Annotated in this window: 15 protein-coding genes and 1 pseudogene; 5 read left to right on the top strand and 11 right to left on the bottom strand. The window is 57.7% G+C overall.

Annotated features, from left to right (window positions below; all coding sequences use genetic code 11):
* Positions 1-13: 13 nt before the first annotated feature.
* The 9 genes and pseudogenes from C482_RS03005 to C482_RS02970 form a co-directional block, all read right to left on the bottom strand.
* Entirely contained in the window at positions 14-1384 is a 1371-nt protein-coding gene (locus tag C482_RS03005; RefSeq protein WP_006165990.1) for a PKD domain-containing protein, read from the bottom strand.
* Between the two features lie 256 nt (positions 1385-1640).
* Positions 1641-2969 carry a PKD domain-containing protein gene (locus C482_RS03000; RefSeq protein WP_241431875.1) on the bottom strand — a complete coding sequence of 443 codons (1329 nt, stop codon included), beginning with the start codon at positions 2967-2969 and terminating at the stop codon, positions 1641-1643.
* 257 nt (positions 2970-3226) lie between these two features.
* Positions 3227-3340: pseudogene (locus C482_RS22205) on the bottom strand (hypothetical protein); the annotation flags it as partial.
* Between the two features lie 188 nt (positions 3341-3528).
* Complete coding sequence (locus C482_RS02995; protein ID WP_006165988.1) at positions 3529-5268, bottom strand: glycosyl hydrolase family 18 protein; 1740 nt, start codon at positions 5266-5268, stop codon at positions 3529-3531.
* An 84-nt stretch (positions 5269-5352) separates the two neighbouring features.
* A complete protein-coding gene (locus tag C482_RS02990; RefSeq protein ID WP_006165987.1) occupies positions 5353-7158 on the bottom strand; it encodes a glycosyl hydrolase family 18 protein in 1806 nt (601 codons plus the stop codon).
* A 311-nt stretch (positions 7159-7469) separates the two neighbouring features.
* Entirely contained in the window at positions 7470-8645 is a 1176-nt protein-coding gene (locus C482_RS02985) for an ABC transporter ATP-binding protein (protein ID WP_049896439.1), read from the bottom strand.
* Between the two features lie 197 nt (positions 8646-8842).
* Positions 8843-9769 carry a carbohydrate ABC transporter permease gene (locus C482_RS02980; RefSeq protein ID WP_006165985.1) on the bottom strand — a complete coding sequence of 309 codons (927 nt, stop codon included), beginning with the start codon at positions 9767-9769 and terminating at the stop codon, positions 8843-8845.
* Positions 9766-10752, bottom strand: a complete 987-nt coding sequence (locus tag C482_RS02975; protein WP_006165984.1) for a carbohydrate ABC transporter permease — start codon at positions 10750-10752, stop codon at positions 9766-9768. Before C482_RS02975 ends, C482_RS02980 begins: the two co-directional genes overlap by 4 nt.
* 59 nt (positions 10753-10811) lie before the next feature.
* A complete protein-coding gene (locus C482_RS02970) occupies positions 10812-12092 on the bottom strand; it encodes an extracellular solute-binding protein (protein ID WP_241431871.1) in 1281 nt (426 codons plus the stop codon).
* A gap of 180 nt (positions 12093-12272) precedes the next feature.
* On the opposite strand from C482_RS02970, the gene dgoD reads away from it, so the two are divergent.
* Positions 12273-13424, top strand: coding sequence for a galactonate dehydratase (gene dgoD / locus C482_RS02965; RefSeq protein ID WP_006165975.1), 1152 nt, complete (start codon positions 12273-12275; stop codon positions 13422-13424).
* Between the two features lie 350 nt (positions 13425-13774).
* On the opposite strand, the gene C482_RS02960 is transcribed toward dgoD, so the two are convergent.
* Together C482_RS02960 and C482_RS02955 are read right to left on the bottom strand one after the other, a co-directional pair.
* A complete protein-coding gene (locus C482_RS02960) occupies positions 13775-14476 on the bottom strand; it encodes a PIG-L deacetylase family protein (RefSeq protein WP_006165971.1) in 702 nt (233 codons plus the stop codon).
* Positions 14477-14554: 78 nt separating this feature from the next.
* The gene (locus C482_RS02955; protein ID WP_049896427.1) at positions 14555-15301 is read right to left on the bottom strand and encodes an IclR family transcriptional regulator; all 747 of its coding nucleotides are present in this window, start codon (positions 15299-15301) and stop codon (positions 14555-14557) included.
* 93 nt (positions 15302-15394) lie between these two features.
* On the opposite strand from C482_RS02955, the gene C482_RS02950 reads away from it, so the two are divergent.
* From C482_RS02950 to C482_RS02935, 4 genes are all read left to right on the top strand, one after another.
* Positions 15395-16627 (top strand): aminotransferase class V-fold PLP-dependent enzyme, encoded by a 1233-nt coding sequence (locus C482_RS02950; RefSeq protein ID WP_006165968.1) that lies wholly within the window; start codon positions 15395-15397, stop codon positions 16625-16627.
* Between the two features lie 64 nt (positions 16628-16691).
* A complete protein-coding gene (locus tag C482_RS02945; RefSeq protein ID WP_006165966.1) occupies positions 16692-17072 on the top strand; it encodes a Rid family detoxifying hydrolase in 381 nt (126 codons plus the stop codon).
* The gene (locus C482_RS02940) at positions 17069-18130 is read left to right on the top strand and encodes a glucose 1-dehydrogenase (RefSeq protein WP_006165962.1); all 1062 of its coding nucleotides are present in this window, start codon (positions 17069-17071) and stop codon (positions 18128-18130) included. Before C482_RS02945 ends, C482_RS02940 begins: the two co-directional genes overlap by 4 nt.
* Before the next feature lie 494 nt (positions 18131-18624).
* Positions 18625-20136 carry an aldehyde dehydrogenase family protein gene (locus C482_RS02935; protein WP_006165961.1) on the top strand — a complete coding sequence of 504 codons (1512 nt, stop codon included), beginning with the start codon at positions 18625-18627 and terminating at the stop codon, positions 20134-20136.
* The last annotated feature ends 7 nt before the right edge of the window (positions 20137-20143 follow it).

The raw sequence follows: 20143 nt of genomic DNA, 5'->3' as shown, positions 1-20143 counted from the left end.
GCTTTTGCTGTCTTCACGCATCCCCTCCGTCTTCGAACGCGTAGAAGATGTCCGAAAACGCTCCGTCGTCGTCGTCGCCGAGGACCCACGGTGCGATGCTGTACATCCCTTTCTCGTTTGCAAAGTCGACGAGGTCGCTCGCAACGTCGGTCGTAATCTCGCCGAGATATGGCGTTACACCAACCATCGCCCAGCGTTCGTCTACGGACTTCTCGGGGTATACATCACCGAGGAACTCGACAGTCCCCTCGAGTGCGGACGTGATCGTCTCGAAGTTCTCCGGTTGGCCGTCGAAGTGCATCGTCATGGGTTGGACGTAATCGAGCTCGAGCCCCTTCTCAACGGCGTCTTCGATGAAGACCTTCCCGGGTGATTCCCCCGTGGAAACGATACCGTCAGGGGTTGCAGAGACGGTGAACCCGACTGTGACTTCGGGTCGCTCGTCAGTGAGTATCGCCAACGCCTCGTTCCGGATTTCGTGCAGATCGTCCGGTCGATCTGGGTCCTGTGCGTTTTCGTCGTCGATGTCGAGGTGTGTCGCATCAAAGGTGTCGAGGAGTGTGGCGTACGTGTCCGCCAGTTCGTCAGGGTCATCAGCGTCGCGTGCGACCATGGGACTCTGCCAACCGCCAATCGAGAGCCCAACCTCGATACCATTGTCCTGGAGCGTTGCTATCTCGTCAGCGTACGTCTCGAGCGATTCGCCCTCACACTCGCGGTTGGTACAGTTTGCGAGCCACGCGGGGGAGACTTCCCCGTCTCGGGAGGGATCGCCGATGAACGACATGATGACGCGGTCCGTGCTTCGACCGAGCGTGCCGTCAACGATGTCGTACCAGGTGCCCTGGTACGGGGTGTACACGCCTGCTGGTGTCGGTGGCTCTGCGTCTCCAACGTAGATCGCCGTCTGTGCGCTACCAGTATTGCCGTCGGTATCGGTCACCGTTAGGGAGACGGTATACTCTCCATCGGCATCGTAGGTGGTTGTGACGACCTCACCGTTTGCCGTAGTGCCGTCACCAAACTCCCAGTCGTAGCTCTCGAGTGCCCCCGTCGACTCGGTGGCATCGAACGTGACTTCCTCACCAGGGTCGGGAGTCGTGGTACTGGGGATAATCGACGCCTGCGGTCCGGGATCGTATTCGCCGATGCGTTCCCAGGGACCCCACTCACTCTCGCCGGGTTCGTCACCCTGGGTCCACCACTGGGCTTCCCAGACAAACCCATCATAAACGGCTCGGTCACCCGACGTATACACCGTATCTGGGTCCCATTCGGGATACTCGTTGGCCGTCGTACTTGTGGCAGCGCCGACGCTGACGCCGGCGACAATCGCTGATAGTGCCGATGCATTTCGAAGGACATCTCGTCGTGTTCGTTTCATAGATTGTCGGAACTGTTGTGCGGACTCCACGATTGCAAGTGATCCTCAGATTCGATAGACTTCGGAGTCCATTTTCTATCGACTACCGAGGACAGAGATACGTTATACCTACACAAACATAATAGTTTGGGATACTGTCTATTAAATACATAATTGTCGTCTCTCAACACAACCTTTCGTTCTCATCAGTGATCATGGCACCACTAGCCGACTCAAAAATCACTCACAGCCAGCACAAAAATGGGGGAGCGGTCCCTCAGTTCGCCACTCGGTTCGTCAGTTCAATCGCCTCAACGAGGTCGGTGTTGCGCTCGATATCCAGATCGTGTCGAAGCTCGACGTGACACGTCTCAACCATCGTCTCTACGAGTCGCTGTCGTTCCGCTTCGCCCTGATGACGGCCGCCCAAATTGTCACCAGTCCGGATCTCAAGTGACCAGTATTGGTCGGGATACGCAGTTCGGAACATGTACGGCGAATCGTGGAACGCAAGCCGAATGGCGAACGCAGAGAGGTCAACATCCGACCCCTCGTAGCGGTCGGGCATGTGTTCGTCATCTAGCATGACTTCGATGATGTCACGCTGGGGATGACCGACACCCGGTCCTGGCCGCTGCTCGTTATTGTAGTGGCCCGCGGACATCGTGTTCCCATATTTCGACGGTCCGACCCACCAGATGATTGCCCCATCAAGATGATACGGTACCTGACTGGTATTTTCGAAGATGAGCGCCTGATGACCGCTCCAGCCGTCACCATGAATCTCGGCTGTAACCTCCATCGGTGCGTTCGCGGTGAAACTGTCGCCGCCGAGTGACTCACCCGTCAACGGATGGGTGTCAGTTGCGATCGACTCGAGTAGCTGGTTGTCGTGATTGTACAGTATCTCGTCCGGGAGGTCGAAGTGCGATTCCCAGTCGTCACGGTCCTCTGGCTGGTCATGGACGGCATCACGTTCGGCGACCTCGTCATCTTGTTCGCCGATAGCGTCCGTGGGCCACTGTGACTGTATGAACTGCGATGGATCATTGCTCGCCGCCGTCGGGCCAGCCGTCTGCTCCCAAGCCTGGTCACGTCCAGTCCCCTGGAACGTCGGTGTCTCTGTCTCGTCGGGGAGAACCACCAGCTGGGGCAGCAACTGCGTCCCAGCGTGTCGTGGGAGTCCCGCCGCATCGAACTGCTGTGCCCATGGTAACGCCTGCGTGCCGAGCGAATCGAACTCGAGTGATCCGTCGCCGGCGTTGTTCTGAATCGCGTCGGTGTCGGCGTCGTAGTCACTCGCGTCATCTGGCAGCCAGAGATCGAACAGTTCGGGCAGGTAACGCTCGTCGTACCCCGAGTAGAACTCAGCGACTGTCGTCTCTGCCGTGATGTCACCGGGATCGTTGTCCTGTTCTTCGACGGTGAGTTGATCGCTCGTGGTGTCACTTTCGCCGTCGGTATCGGTGAGCGTGAGTTCGACGGTGTACTCACCTTCGTCATCGTACACGTGAGTGACCTGTTCGCCTGTGGCGTCGGTGCCATCGCCGAACGTCCACGCATAGGTCTCGATGTCGCCGGTGGAGTCGCTGGCATCGAACGTGATGGTTGTCCCAGGGTTGGGGTTCGTCGGGCTTGTCGTGAACGTCGCAACGGGTCCGTTGGGCGGTTCAGGATCAGGGTCGGACGAGTCGACCTGTTCCCAGGGACCCCACTCACTCTCGCCGGGTTCGTCNGGCTTGTCGTGAACGTCGCAACGGGTCCGTTGGGCGGTTCAGGATCAGGGTCGGACGAGTCGACCTGTTCCCAGGGACCCCACTCACTCTCGCCGGGTTCGTCACCCTGGGTCCACCACTGTGCTTCCCAGATGTGGCTGTCGTAAGCGACTCGGTCGCCTTCAGTGTAGACAGCGTCCGGCTCCCATTCGGGAAACTCCTGGCCAAGAGTGGTGCTCGTAGCGAACAGGAGTGCTGTCATTGACGATGCTCCCCTTAGTACGTTGCGTCGGGTTCGTTTCATATGTATCTTGATGTATGGTTGGCGGTTGGAAGTCGTACAGTCCGTGTCGTCTTCGGTGGGTGGTCGAGCAGTGTTCGATCGGTTGCCGGTAACGGCGGCCACAGCGAACCGGTCGTGGTTCTGTGGCGAGCCGGTTGGGAGGGTGTTCAGATATTCTGGAGAATCGTATCGAGGAGCGTTTCGTTCCAGTCCTGAGCGAGTTCCCAGAACATCACACCCTGCATACCGCGTTCTTTGGCGAACTCAACTTTCGCCTCAATTGCAGCCTCGTCGTCGTAGCTGATGAAAATCCCCTCGTCTTCGTTGACGAGATAGGGGACCTCTCCCATATCGTGGCGGTTGACTTCCCAGGCGTCGTCGTCGCGCATGTTTTCTTCGATGTCACCGAAGTCGAACGCGCCGGTCGCGTCCTCGCCATCCTCGAGAAGGTGGTGCCAGGTTCCTTCCGGGAGACCGCTGTAGTTCCCGCCGAGCTGGGGCGGACTCTGCCACTCGCCGACGGAGAAGCCGCGGCCGTAGAACGGCATTCCGAGCACGAGTTCGTCGTACTCGGCGGGATCGGCGGGCGGGTACTCCCACTGGCCGGGCCAGTAGCCTTCTTCACCGTGATCGCCACCCCACAGCTCGTCGACGGAGTATTCCGCCCAGTACTGTTCACCGTCTGGGTAGACGTCACGATCGTTTGTCGGATGCGTGTCGGGCCCGTACAGCGGTGCGTTCAGGCCGATCGTGTCCATCCACTCGCCGGTGAAGTCGTAGGCCATGACGTACACCGAGTCACAGATTTCGCCGATCTGGTCGTGTCGGAGGCCGCCAGCGTTCCAGTCGGACCCACCGTTTGCGACCGACAGGTAGTAGTACTGGCCGTCTTCGACAGCTGCGTCGTCGAGCGCCTCGCGGAGCGCTTCGAGTAGCAGGACGTGGTTCTCGTAGTCGTCGTCGTTGCCACACTGGCACTGACCTTGTTCCGGTCCGGGGTGTTCCCAGTCGATGTCGACGCCATCGAAGTTGTACTCGCGCATCAACTCGACGCAATTGTCTGCGAATGTTTCACGCAGTTCCTGGTCGGCAGCGATGGTGTGGAAGTTGTCAGACAGCGTCCAGCCGCCGACCGAGAGGTGGAATCGACAGTCGACATCGTCTGCCAACGAGGCGAACTCCGCTAAATTCTCCTCGTGCGTCTGGCGTGGAACGTCGAATTCGGTTTCGTCGTCTTCGGGTGGGAAGACGTTCCCCTCCTCGTCGAGTGCGATGAACGCGTACAGGACATCGGTCACTTTGTCGAACGGAATATCGCTTGGATAGTAGTCCTGTTCCTCGTTTGCTTTCCAGCCTGGATAGTATCCGACGACCTTGAAGTCGTCGCCGGGACCGTCAATTTCGTCCGCGACAGTGAGATCGACCGACGTGGTGTCGGTGTCGCCATCCTCACCAGTGACCGTCAGTTCGACAGTAAACTCACCGGTCTCCTCGTACGCATGCGTGACGTGTTCACCGCTTGCTTCGGTTCCGTCACCGAACGCCCACTCGTAGGTCTGTATCTCCCCGTCCGACTCAGTCCCGTCGAATTCGACATCGTCTCCGACTTCGACGAACGTTGCGCTCGCTGTGATTGTCGCGTCTACCGAGGGCGGCGCGTCCTCCTCGTCGACTTCTTCCCAGGGACCGAACTCACTCTCGCCGGGTTCGTCACCCTGGGTCCACCACTGCGCTTCCCAGACCGCACCCTCGTAGGTAACGCGGTCACCGTCAGTGTAGACGGTATCAGGGTCCCACTCGGGATACGTCTCGTCCTGTGTGGCGGCAACCGAACTCGCGCCGATTCCAGTGAACAGGAGTGATGCAGTCGATGCGTTTCGTAACAGGTCTCGTCGTGATCGTTTCATAGCTCGTGTGTTCGTGATCGTGGTGTCGCAGTTGTTCTCGTTCGTGCGTCCTGCGAGTAGCTGTCGTCGTGTTGTTCTCCACCGCTACTCGTTGAGTGTCTCCCAGAGTGTGCCAATGAGATCTCCCTCGTACGTGTCACCACCAATCGCCCACAGCATCGTTCCGCCGTAGGGTGAGTCACGGAGCCAGTCCATTTTGGCAGCCATCGACTGTTCCGTTTCGTGGGAGATCATCAGTCGTTCGTCGGCGTTGAAACTCCAGGCGGTGACGGCGTCTTCGTCGTAGTACGTCTCCCAGCCGTCGCCAGTGAGGTCGACCGGATTGCTTCCCTCTCGGCCGTCGCTACCAAGGTCGAACCACTCCCAGACGCCAGCGTAGCTGGTTCCCTGTGCGGGGTCCCAACTCGGGTACGAACCGTCACCGCTTGCGTCTGCGCCTTCTCCCTCGTACTCTTGGAACAGTCCGTCGTCCTCGCCGGTCCCGAAGCCATCCGCAGGTGGCTGGACATCAGTCCAGCTACGGCCGTAGAACGGAACGGCCATGTTGAGCTGATCGGGGTCCCAACCCTGATCCTCCCAGTACTGCAACGCGTACTCAGCGTTCCAGACGTGAGAGTCCTCGAACGGGTCGTCTGCGTTCTCGGATAGCGGGGCGTGATGACCCGTCGTCTCGCTCCAGATGCCTCGGTAGTCGAAGGTCATTACGAGCAGGAAATCAAGCAGGTCCGAGAGCTTGTCGTGCTCGAGGCCGTCGTTGCCGTCTGCAATACCTTCGACAACTTCGGGATTCGCGCTGACAGCAGCGGTGAGTTCGTAGGGCTCGTCCCGATCGGGATCAGCTGTCGCGGCCGCATCAAGCTGGTCGCGGACCTCCTGACAGAGGAGCGTAAACCGTTCCTGATCACCCTCACGGACGGTGTTGTCGACGTCACAGACTGGATCGTCCGCTGTACAGCCGCCACCACCGGGGAACTCCCAATCGATGTCAATGCCATCAAGGTTGGCACGTTCGACGAAGTCGACGCAGTCGCTTGCGAACCGCTCACGGTTTTCCTGCGTCAACGCTGTGTCCGAGAAGTACTCCGAGTCACCCCACCCACCGATCGAGAGAACGAACTTCGTGTCGTCACGTTCGGCGGCGTACTCGGCGAACGTCTTGCCACGATCCGGCCCTTGCCAGTCTTCCTCAGCAGCGAACACCTGCTGTCCGTGGCTGTCGCCGACGAGTTCGACGGAACCGTCCTCCTCGGGTCGTGCGAAGGCATACTGGACGTGTGTAACCTGGTCAAACGGGATGTCGACGGGGAGGAAGTCACGATCGTATTGTGCCCACTGGCGGTAGTAGGCGACGACACGTTTCTCGTCTGACGACGGATGACCAGCGGTGATCCGGATCGAATCAGTGTCGGTTTCGCCAGCAGCGTTCTCGACGGTCAGCGTGACATCGAACTGTCCCTCCTCAAACTCGTGTGAAACCGTTTCACCCGTTGCGCTTGTCCCGTCACCGAAATCCCACTCGTAGTGGTCTATCTCGCCCGTTGACTCGCTGGCATCGAATTCGACTACTTCACCAGGGTCGGGGAACTGCGTACTGACCGACAGCTGGGCGGTTATGCCGTCTTCGTCGTCATCGTCATCATCGTCGTGCTCTTCGATTTCCTCCCAGGGACCGAACTCACTCTCGCCGGGTTCGTCACCCTGGGTCCACCACTGGGCTTCCCAGACAAACCCATCGTAGATAACCCGGTCGCCATCGGTGTAGACGGTATCAGGATCCCACTCAGGGTACTCTTGCGATTGCGATGCTGCCGTGGCACTTCCACCAAGTCCGGCGAGGAGTGCCGAAAGCGTCGTTGCGTTTCGTAATACGCGTCTGCGTGTTCGTTTCATAGACTGTCTGCCTGGAGTATCCACTCCACATTAGCTACGGTTACCGTAGCCAATCAGACACTCAACCTTCTAGGATAAAATAATATTGTAATATTTGTTATATAGATAGTGTTATTTCAGGACTATGTGTACGATATGCAACTGGTGGGACAACCGACTCTCCCAGTGACTGTCTTTCCCATCTATAGCGGCACGGCATGACGATATTGACCGTCCAGTTGAGCTGTGTTTCACACTAGCGGTACGTCTCTGTCGAGAATAGCCCATGCGAAAAAAGCCCATACGATACGAACAACCACCTACTGCGGCGATCAGGATCTGCCTGCTGTCTCAGCAAACTGCGTCGTCTCTTCGGTTGCTGTCGAGTCGATCGGTTCATCACTGTGCTTAATCGCAGTACCCGTCTCCGCGTCAAACAGATGTATTTTCGCCTCCGGAACGAGAAGCGAAACAGTATCATCTGCCTGCACTCCTGGGTACCCATCAGTCGTAACAGTAATCGACTCGCCACCGATATCGAGATACACGTTCGTCACATCACCCATCGGCTCAGTCACTGTTACCGTCGCCTCAATCAATCGGTCCGACTGCGGATGGGCATCTGGTGTACTCACAAGTGACGCGTGCTCCGGTCTGATCCCTAGAACTAACTCGGTACGCTCGATCTGACCGGTAACCGACTCAGACAGCGATAGTGCGAACCCAGGATGCGAGAGAACTCCATCCTCAAGATCAGCCTTGACGTCAAGGAAGTTCATCGGTGGCGAACCGAGGAAGCCAGCAACAAACTGATTCGCCGGTCGATGATAGCACTCGAGTGGTGTCCCAACCTGTTGGAGTTCACCGCCGTCGAGAACGACGATTCGGTCACCCATCGTCATCGCTTCGGTCTGGTCGTGAGTGACATACACCGTCGTCACGTCGAGGTCGTGCTGGAGTTGCTGGAGTTCGGTACGCATCTGTGCACGGAGTTTCGCATCGAGGTTCGAGAGGGGTTCGTCCATCAGGAAAACCTCTGGATCGCGGACGATGGCCCGGCCGAGGGCGACACGCTGTTGTTGCCCGCCCGAGAGCGCTTTCGGTTTGTCATGTAAGAGGGACTCAATACCCATCGTGTGTGCCGCGTCTTTGACCCGGTCGTCGATTTCGCTCTCATCGAGGTCCGTCGACATTTTCAGGCCGAACGCCATGTTCTCGCGGGCAGTCATATGTGGGTACAACGCGTAATTTTGAAACACCATGGCGATGTCTCGTTCCTTTGGCTTCTGTTCGGTGACATCTTTGGTACCAAACGTAATCGTCCCATCGGTCACCGTCTCGAGTCCGGCAATACATCGTAGCGTCGTCGACTTGCCACACCCAGATGGACCGACGAAGACGACGAATTCGCCGTCGTCGATGGTGAGGTTCAGTTCGTCAACGGCAACGATCGACCCATTGGCGGAATCGTACACTTTCGTGAGATCGTCGATAGTAACGCGGCTCATTGTATTGTGGTTCTGATTGTCGTGTTCGTGGTAGTGTGGGAATCGCGTAGCGTCCATCCCATAACGAGTCCGTCAAAGCGGTCCGTGATGGTGCCGTCTCGATAGGATGGGCGCGTGTGCGTCGTGGTCGTCTGTCGCTTCTTCGTGATCATTTGCGCAGTAAGGTAATGAGAGTTGTGGTCGCATACCACTGCCCGTTATTGCTTCACGCTTCCCTCCGTGAGCCCCTCGACGATCGGCTTCTGGAAGAGGACGAACAAGATGAGAATGGGGGCCGTCGCAACCGTAGACGCCGCCATCATCTCGCCCCAGTACGCCGTCGTCTGGGTTTCGAAGCTCTGGATACCAATTGCAAACGGCGTCACGTCACCTCCTGCAAGCACCGATGCGAACAGGACTTCGTTGAACGCAACGAGGAAGACGAACATTCCCGTTGCGGCAATCCCGGGCGCAGCCATCGGCAGAACGACACGGACGAGTGCCTGGAACCGTGAACAGCCGTCGACGCGAGCAGCTTCCTCGACCGCTGTCGGGATCGAATCGAAGAACCCGCGCAACATCCAGACTGCAACCGGGACAGTAAACGTCGTGTAGACGAAGATGATCCCGTGGTAGGTATCGATGAGCGGGAACGAGAGCGTTTCCTGCACCCAGATGAATAACAGGAACATTGGCAGTAAAATCAAGATACCAGGGATCATTTGCGTCCCGAGCAACGCCCCACCCACCGCACTCTTTCCAGGGAACCGGTAGCGTGAGAACGCGTATCCACCGAGACAGCCAACAGCAAGTGCGAGCACGGTCGTCACGGTCGCGATGATGAGGCTGTTGACGAAATAATCGAACACCGGGAATCGTCCCCACATTGTGACGTAGTTCTCGTACTCGAGTAGCGCCAGGATGAGCGTCGGATCACTGAGTATGTCCGTGAACTCGGCGCGGTCGAACGGAAGCAACGACGGCTCGGCCGCAGTAATCTCAGCCCGAGTTCGGAAACTCGAGAGGATCATCCAGTAGATCGGAAACAGCGCGTAGAGCAGCAGACAGCCGAGTGCTGCCTTTGTGAGGAGGCCAAATAACACCTCTTTTCCTGCTTCCGTCAGTCGGAGCTCGTCGGGTATCATCGGCTCTCCTCCGTGAAGTCTTCATCGAAGAGATACTTGTAGTAGAGCATCGCCATCGTCATTGCGATCGCAAAGAGGACGACACTCATCGCCGCTCCGCGTCCGAACTGGAAGTTCGAGAACGCGAACTCGTAGATGTACAGGATCGATACCTGTCCAGCCTGCGGTGGTTGGGAGCCAAGGAGAACGAACGCCGACGTGAAGTTAATCATCGTCCACAGCATCATCAACAAGATGACCACTGCGGACACTGGCTTTAGCTGTGGGAACGTGATGTATCGGAACCGTTGCCAGCGACCGGCACCGTCGATCGATGCCGCCTCGTACAATTGTTCTGGAATCGACTGGAGTCCGGCGTACAACATGATCATGACCAGTGGGAACTGCGTCCAGGAGTGGACGAGGATGAGCGACCAGATCGCGTTATCACCGATGAGCCAGTAGATTGGCTCGTTGATAATCCCCGTCGACAGTAGTATCGAGTTGATGATCCCGCTCTGCTGCTGGAGCATCATCCGCCAGACGAGCAGTGTGACGACGGCGGGTGCGACCCACGGAAGCAACAGGAGCGTTCGGGCAGCAAACCGGCCTTTGAACCGCTGGTTCAAGACGAGCGCTGCGGTGAGCCCCAGAACGTACGTCAGCACCAACGTGCCGACGGCAAAGATGATTGTCTGGCGAATCGAATACCAGAACCGGCTTCCGATGACTGTCCGAGGATCGAGAACGTACTGATAGTTCTCGAACCAGACGAACGGTGCCTCATACCAGTTGGACGTGTATGCGGAGTCGACGCCCATGACACTAATGAGGGCCCCCCACATAATCGGGATAAAGTGGATGATGAACATCATCACAAGGCCCGGTAGCAGTAGCTTGTACGCGTACCGCTGTTCCTCCGTTAACTGATTATACAGCGGGAGGTATCGTCCAATCTCGATATCGGCGAGTTTGTTTCGAACCTGAGTAACTGGTGTGGTCATGTGCTGTCGTCACGGACTATTTGGAGCGAAATCTCAGTGCGATACACTGTTGGTCACTCTCATTCGAGCGTTTGTTCTGCAACGCTTGCTGCCTGGTGGAGTGCATCCTCAACATCGCCCGCTTCGAGATCATCAGTTACTGCACTCTGGAGCACCTCGAAGACCATACTGTTGAGCTCACTTTCGATCTCTCCCCACCCGATAACTTGTGGATACGTTCGGGCGTGTGGGAACACGTCCTCATCGAAGGTTCGATAGAGGTCGTTGTCAAAGTACTCCGTCTCGAGCCCTTCCGGATTCGTCGGGAGGAATCCAACCGTACTCGAGACGGCGGCGTTCGGTTCGGCCCGGAGGAGATACTCGATCCACTGTGCGGCCGCAGCCGGTTCGTCGGTCCAGGGATGAATACCGAGGAGTTCCATGCCGAAGAACGTTCCTCGGTCGCCGCCCGGTCCAGCGGGTGGGGCCGATACCGAGAGGTCATCGATCGAGTTCCCGTCTTCCTCGTAGGCGGAAACCGTTCCGAGTGCACCCCACGTACTGGCCATCTGTCCGCCGGTGAACGCTCCCTGAATGTCCGCTGCTCCCCATTCAAGTGTTTCCGACGAGAGGACACCGTATTCGGCGTACAGGTCTGCATAGAACTCAAGCGCCTCGACGCCTTCTTGACCGTGAAACGCTGGTTCGGAGTAATCGTCGGTGAGCAACTGGCCGCCATTTTGCCAGAGGAACATCGCGAAGTTTCGAATCGGTTCGTAATCTGAACCCATAATGGCGAAGTACTGGTCATCGCCGTCGTAGGCGTCAGCCTGATCAACCAACTCGTCCCAATCGCTTGGCGTCCCACTGACGCCACCTGCCTCGATCCGCTCATCAACCTGTTGATAGGCACGTGGACCCCAGAACCATGGGATACCGACAAGCGTATCCTGGAAGGTTGCGACATCGATCGCACCCTGTTCGAACGTGTCTGTCGATGGCAAATGCTCCGCAACTGCGTCCGATTCTAGATCCATCCAGCCGTCGGCGTTGTACTGTTCGGGAATCCACGTGGATGCGATTTCGTGAACATCAGGGCCGCTTCGACTCATAATATCACTGATGAGTGTGTCCTGTGCTTCACCCCAGCCGACGAACTCGTATTCGACGTGAATGCCGGTCTCTTCCTCGAAGCGTTGGGTGTGTTCATCGAAGAATTCATCGAGACCTGGTGCATCCATATACCGCGTTTCAATTGTTGTTCCATCCGACCCGTTATCCCCACCGAGACAGCCTGAAATGCTAAAAGCAGTCGCTGCACCGGTTGTTGCGAGTACCTTCCGTCGGGTATGTCTTCTCATGGCTAGACCTCGATTCGGTGTTATGATACAAGATATATAACTATTTTCCTTGATAACGAATTGGTTTGGTTTGTGGCTAATATCGGAGAAACGGGAGGGAAACGGGTACAGAACGTGAGAAAGCAGCGAAACCAGTTGGTACCACATGGATATATACCCTGTTGAGATAATATGTTTGGTATGGAAATCACCGGTTACGAACTGTTTGAAGTACCCCCGCGCTGGCTCTTTCTCAAGGTCGAAACTGATGCCGGCATCGTCGGGTGGGGAGAGCCGATCGTTGAAGGGCGTGCACAGACGGTCCGAACTGCGGTTAAAGAAGTGATGGAGAGCTACCTCCTCGGACAGGACCCGCACGCGATCGAAGATCACTGGCAGGCGATGTACCGTGGCTGTTTCTATCGCGGTGGCCCCGTCCTGATGAGTGCGATCGCCGGCATCGATCAAGCACTCTGGGACATCAAGGGAAAACACTTCGACGTGCCGGTCTTCGAACTACTGGGCGGGCGAACGCGAGACAAAATCCGCGTTTACCAATGGATCGGTGGTGATCGAGTCAGCGACATCGGATCCGAGGCAAAACAGCTCTCAGAAGCCGGCTATACGGCTCTGAAGATGGATGCTTCGAATCAGATGCGTCACCTCGAACCGCCGAAAGTAGTCGACGACATCGTCGACCGTGTTCGACATGTCCGCGATGTCGTTGGCGAGAAAATGGATATCGTCGTCGACTTTCGTGGCCGTATCTCGAAATCACTCGCAAAGCGAGTCATTACCGCCCTCGAGCCGTACGACTTGCTATTCGTCGAGGAGCCGGTCCTCCCAGAGAATCTCGAGTACGTTCCGGAACTCGCACAAGCAACGACTGTTCCGATGGCAACCGGTGAGCGGCTCTATTCTCGGTGGGACTTCAAACCGCTATTCAAACGGGGCGGAATCGATGTGATCCAGCCAGCAGTCTCACATGCAGGTGGAATTTCCGAACTTGTTCGAATCGCCGCGATGGCAGAAGCCCACGACGTTGCCGTCGCACCGAACTGCCCACTTGGACCGATCGCACTCGCTGCGTCGCTACAGGTAAGCACTGCAATCCCAAACCTGTTGATGCAAGACCACGGCTTCGACATCTACCCAGCACCAAAGAGCGCGGCCGATCACTATCTCCACGATGCATCGGTCTTCGAGTTCGACGATGGCTATCTCGCACCGCTTTCGAAAGCCGGACTCGGCGTGGAAATCAACGAATCAGCTGTCCGTGAGCGTTCCCGACAGGGCCTCGACTGGTCGAATCCGATCTGGCGACACGAGGACGGCAGCATCGCTGAGTGGTAACGGAGACGACCATCCTACAGTACTAGCGACAGAACTGTTTCGGCACACGAAACACAACCGCACCGAGTGGCGACTGTCCAGTGACCGGCGAGCAGTAACCGCCAAGCCATCAGGAACCACTGACATCTTGCTCTCCACTACCACAATTCGTCCCTGTTTCGTCAGACGAAACAAAAATAGTCATCAGATAACAAATCTCTCCAACAGACGCCACTATTTTACACGCGTATGAGTGTAATCCGTCAGGACAGAAGGGAATTCGTTTCGATGGCCGAAACACGGATGGCGGAACACGGGTGTGGACACTGGCAACGATATCGTTGATTACCAGCACCAGCATTATCCGACGGTCAACCGAGGTACTCTTCGGCCTGTTCGTGAAGCGGGACGTACCCTTCGGCGCTTGCAACACCTGTTTGTTTGCCGAGTGTCGTATCTTCAGCAGCAACACCGTCGACGAGATTATCGAATTCACCATCGATCCCGCCGTGTTCTTCGAGGAACGAAACCTGAGATTCGTGTGCAGCGATTGCCGCCGCTTTTTGGTCCTCGTACCCTGTGATATCGATCGCGACCGACGGGTCGAACGACGATGTCGGTTTGCCGAAGAAATACACATTGTCCGGATCGCACGGGTCGTGATCGGTTTCGACAAGCGGCAACGAGGCCATGTAGTAGGCATCCGTGACGAGACGTGCAGTGACGCGATGGTCCGGATGGAGGTCGTCTCGATAGTGAGTGAGAATCAGATCCGGCGTATGCTCGCGGATCGTGTCGACGAGTTCGAGCCGGTTCTCGAGTGAGTACTCGATACGGCCGTCCGGAAAGCCAAGAAACGTTACGTCGGTTGCGCCGAGGTACTCGCCCGATCGGCGCGCCTCTCCTGCCCTCGTCGCCGCAACCGACTCTTCCGTCGTCTCGAACCCACCATATTCTCCCTTGGTCATGTGTGCGATCGTGACTGTATCGCCACGGTCGGCGTGCTTGGCGAGCGTTCCGCCACAGAAGATGTCTGCGTCATCTGGATGCGCAACGATTGCTAACAACTCCATTGCAACAGCGATGTTGCGGGCGATCTGATTTAATTGTTACCTCTCTGGAAAAACAAGCACGAACTGTCTGGCCGTCTGTTACTCGAGTGCTGACGTGAGCGTTCGACTCGCACTAAGGAGCAGTCCAGGAATGTTCTCCTCGAACCGTTTGCCCGAGAGTTCGTCGGCCTGGCCAGAGACGTAAACGGCACCGGTCGTCGACGCGGTCTCAATGCTAACGGCAACGCTGTTGACTGACGAAAATTGTTCTTGGCGCTCGAGCGAGAAGCCGCGTTCGCGTATTCGGTCGAGTTCAGACTGGAGTTCGGCCTCGTCAGTGATTGTCTGCTCGGTCAGCGCTGGAGGCGATGAAACGATCGATTGGACTCGGTCAACCGGGAGCGACGCGAGGATCGCTTTTCCAGCGGCACTGCAGTGAAGGTAGCGCGTATTGTAGGCGGGGAACGCTCCACTGTGGTGGTGATCTGCACAGTACACGTCGACTGCGATGCCGTCTCGTTCGACAACGAGTCCAGCGACTTCGTTTGCCATTTCTGCGAGGTCGTCGATCTGCTCGCGAGCAGCATCAATGAGGTCATTGTCCCACTGGACACGTCGTGCGCAGTCAAGAAACCGCACTGACGGTTCGTACTGGTTTCCAACTTTGTCGACGTATCCGAGGGTTGCAAGCGTGGTCACGTGTTTGTACACTGTACTTTTTGTCATCGCTGTTTGCGATGCGATTGCTGTGACACCCATCGGCTGGGGTGCATCAACGAGTATGTCGATGATGGCCATTGACCGAGCCGTCGCGTCGATCGTCTCTGTGTGTCGCTTTGAACCCATACGTCGCCCATGTGGGTACGCCATTATGAGTGTTTCCCGCACCGAAACACGCCGAAACCGAACGTTTTTATTTACTATTCACGTGGTACTCTCATGGATCGAACTGCGGAAGACGAATCTATCTACGATGAGTTGGGCGTTCCAGCTGTCATCAACGCAACCGGGACAAAGACGCGTATCGGTGGAAGCCGAATTCGACCCGAGGCCCTTGAGGCGATGGCCAGAGCCGGTGAGTCATTCGTTAGGCTCTCTGATCTGCAAGCTGAAGCAAGCAGACGTATTGCAGCCGTTACCGGCGCAGAGGCAGGATACGTAACGAGCGGTGCTGCGGCAGGTCTCCTCCTCGGTGCTGCAGCCGCCATTGCGGGGACGGATATCCAGCAAATGGATCGTCTTCCCGAGACAGACGATGTACCTGACGAGATCATCATGCCACGAACACACCGGACCGGCTATGACCACGCATTTCGTGCTGCCGGTGCAACTATTGTCGATGCGGGAACCAACGACAGAGAGCTCGGAACCGGATCGACAGGCGTTGAGCCCTGGGAAATCGAGGCCGCGATCACCGAGCAGACAGCCGCAATCGGGTACGTCCAGAAACCGTACACCGAACCACCGCTTGAAACCGTGGCGGCAATTGCACACGAACACGACATCCCAGTTATTGTCGATGCGGCAGCAGAACTACCGCCAACTGAGAACCTCTCGCGCTTCATCGAAGAGGGGGCAGACCTCGTCGTCTTCAGCGGCGGAAAGGCAATCCGCGGCCCACAAACGACTGGCATTGTAGCCGGCCGTGGGGACCTCATCGAATCGGTTGCGCTACAACACCTCGATATGCACGCGGCCGACTCAGTCTGGAATCCGCCGGCCTCCCTCATCGACGGCGACTCACTCGAGGGAGTCCCGCGGCAGGGGATCGGCCGTCCGCTCAAAGTCGGCAAAGAAGAACTCGTTGGACTGCTCGTCGCACTCGAGTCGTTCCGCGAGGAAGACCAGGCGGCTCTGGCCACGTCCTGGCAACAAACTGCCGCGCAGATTGCGGCGGAGCTTTCTGAGGTTGCGGGATTTGAGACGAGGATTACCGCCGAGAGTGACGTGTCTGTTGCACCGGAGATCGTCGTTCACGTCGATCCAGGCGAGGCATCGCTGTCCGCTACGACGCTCGTTGGCGACCTTCGACGGGAAACACCACGAATATTCGTTGGTGCGGATCGTCTCGACGAGGACGTGTTCACGATCAATCCGATGTGTCTCACGGAAGACGAAGCCGCACACGTCGTGGCACGTATCAGCAATCGGGTGAGCACGTGTAACCAGTGACGGTCGTCGATGGTTCTGACAATCGAAATGTACATTACTGGTGGAGAAAATTGTAGGTGTAGGTATGGAAGAAGTGTCAACAGCCGACGCACCGGCGAGTATTGGCCCGTTTTCGCAAGGTTTGATCGACGATGGAAGGGTATACGTCTCCGGACAGGGACCGATCGATCCTGAGACGGGCGAGATCGTCGGCGACGATATCAAAGCGGAGACACACAGAACAATGAAGAACATCGGTGCCGTCCTCGAAGCAGCTGACAGTTCACTCGACGATATCGTGAAAGCGACTGTCTTCGTCCGCAATATGGACGACTACAACGCGATAAACGAGGTTTACGAGACCTACCTGAGCGACCCCTATCCCGCACGCAGTGCTGTCGAAATCGACGACCTACCGGTCGATATCGGCGTGGAAATCGAAGTGATTGCACGGGTGAATCAATGAAAGCGATCGGCGTTGAACAAGGGAGTGCTGAACCGACGTTGCTCGACGTTCCGGCACCGACCCCCGATGACGGCGAAGCGTTGCTCCGAACACACCGTGTCGGTATCGACGGCACCGATTTCGAGGTGCTTGAGGGCACTCACGGTGGCTTTCCAGCCGGCGACGACTACCAGATCCTCGGTCACGAAGCCGTCTGCATGGTCGAAGATCCGAACGGAACCCAACTGGATCGAGGTCAGTTCGTCGTCCCAACTGTACGACGACCGCCAGCAGAGTCGAACGAATACTTCGATCGCGGCGAACCAGACATGGCTCCCCCGGAAGACTGTCTGGAGCGTGGCATCGATGGTGCCCACGGCTTCATGGCTGAATACGTCACCAGCCCCGCTGAGTATCTGATCCCAATTCCCAACGAGCTTGCTGATGTTGGCGTCCTGATCGAACCGATGAGCAACACGGCCAAGGCCCTCGAACTCGCGTTCTCCTCACGAGGAGTACTCGAGTGGGAACCAGAGCGAGTGCTCGTACTCGGGAACGGGCCACTCGGACTGCTTACGTTGGCAATGGTACAGCCGACCGTCGAGCACGCCTACTGTCTGGGTCGGCGGGATCGGCCGGATCCGACGATCGATATTATCGAGGAGTTGGGTGCGACGTATGTCGACTCACGAGAGACGTCGGTGTCGGAGATTCCAGACGTGTACGAACCTGTTGATCTCGTCTATGAGGCAACCGGGTATGCACGCCACGCCTACGACACGATCGATGCGCTCGGACCTGGCGGTGTCGGCGTCTTGCTCGGACTCCCGAACGACTGGACGTTCGAGATCGACGGCGGTGCTCTCCACCGCGAGTTGGTTCTCAAGAACAAGGCGCTGCTCGGCAGCGTCAACTCCAATCTCCGTCACTTCGAATCAGCACGGGAATCGATCACAACACTTCCCGAGTGGTTCCTCGACCGCATCATGACCGATGTCTTCCCTCCTGAGCGCGCAGAAGAGGCGTTCGCTGGTGGTGACGACCGTATCAAGACCGTCATCGAGTTCGAGGCGCTGTGAGATCCCACAACTGCAGGCCGCTTTCCCTGCCACTCGCTGACAACTACTGAACGAACCGGTTGGTACTGGACCGACTGGAACTGGTTGGGACCGCTCCCACGTGGTGACCAACAGTCGATCACAACTCAAAGTGAAACGCAGCGTGAGGTTCCCGGTCCACTATGGGCGAGAATGAACGACAAAACCGCAGTACAGTCGCCGAGGCGGACGTACGTCTATCGCTTACACAAGACTGCGTCGTTCATACGAGCTCTCGAGACAGTAGATACTTGTTGTCTACGATTGACCACAATACGATAAAGGTGCCTATAGTTCAATATCCTCTATATTATACAAACCTAGTTCAGATTTAAGTGTGTACGTTGTATTAGCAGTGATATGGGTCCGATGCTGACACGGTTCGCTGGCACGACGCCTGCCCCCTGGCTAGCGCCATCGGCTACTGCGCTTGTCTCCACCGTGCCAGCACAACGACACACGTACCCACATGAACTATGACCAGCGATCACTCACTCATCCAACGACACGAAACAGCAATCGACGAAGCAACCGCTCCCCTCACCATCGACCACTGGATCAACGGTGAGAGCGCCGAGCCAGCGTCCGACGAGCGATTCGAAACGATCGATCCCGCAGCCGCGGTGCCCATTACGACCGTCGCCAGCGGCACCGCAGCCGACATCGACGATGGAGTCGAGGCGGCCAGCGCCGCTGCTGACGGCGAGTGGGGAGAAACGACTGCCCGCGACCGGGCCACGCTCATTTCCGAATGGATGGATGTCTGCCGTGAGCACGTGGACGAACTCGCCCGTCTCGAGTCTCTCGACGTCGGCAAGCCGCTCGCGTTCGCCCGCGACGAAGTCGAGGAGGCACTCGAGTTCTTCGAGTACTACGCGTCCGTTGCACAGGCGGGCCACGGCGAGCAGATTCCGGTCGGAACGGAGAACCACGTCTACACGCGAGAGGAGCCCTACGGCGTCGCGGGGCTGATTCTCCCCTGGAACTATCCGCTGTCGCTGGCGGGCTGGAAGGTCGGCGCTGCGCTGGCCGCGGGGAACACGGTCGTCGCCAAGCCATCCGAGCAGGCACCGTGTACGATCACCCGTTTGGCACAGCTCTCCGAGGATATCTTACCTGATGGCGTGTTCAACGTCGTCAACGGCTTCGGCGAAGACGCTGGTGCGCCGCTGACCGAACACAGCGGTGTCGACAAGCTCTCGTTCACTGGATCGGTCCCGGTCGGCCAGCAGGTGATGAAGGCTGCCGCCGCCGATATCACACCGGTGACGCTCGAACTCGGCGGTAAGTCTCCGTACGTCGTCTTCCCCGACGCGGATCTTGAGGCGGCCGCCGAGACGGCCGCGGCTGGTATTTACTACAACACCGGCCAGTCGTGCGACGCGTGTTCGCGAGTCCTCATCCATGAAGACGTAGAAGACGAGTTTACCGACCTCTTCATAGAGGCAGCCGAGTACTGGCAGCCCGGCGACCCGCTTGTCGACGGCACGACGATGGGCCCGCTCACGTTCGCCGACCAGTACGAGAAGGTCGACGACTACGTCGAGATCGGGCAGGAAGAAGGGGCAACCCTGCTCGCCGGTGGCGAACCGCCAGCAGCCGAGGCACTCGAGGAGGGCTGGTTCTACGAGCCCACGGTCTTCGGTGACGTGGACAATGACAGCCGCCTCGCGCAGGAGGAAATCTTCGGCCCAGTACAGTGTCTCATCACCTTCGAGAGCTACGAGGAGGCGATCGAACTGGCGAACGACGTACCCTACGGACTCGCCTCGGGCGTCGCGACGCAGGACGCCAGCCTTGCCCATCGTGCCGCCGCCGATATCGAGGCAGGCAGCGTCTGGATCAATGAGTATCACGGCGGCGGTGTTGGCATCCCGTTCGGCGGCTACAAAAAGTCGGGTATCGGTCGGGAGTGTGCGCGCGAAACGCTCGAGGAGTACACGCAGACGAAGGCGATCAACGTGGCGCTGGACGAGCCGGAACTGTAGCAGACAG

Source organism: Natrialba chahannaoensis JCM 10990, assembly GCF_000337135.1.
Lineage (GTDB): Archaea > Halobacteriota > Halobacteria > Halobacteriales > Natrialbaceae > Natrialba > Natrialba chahannaoensis.
This window is presented reverse-complemented; position numbering and strand designations above follow the sequence as displayed.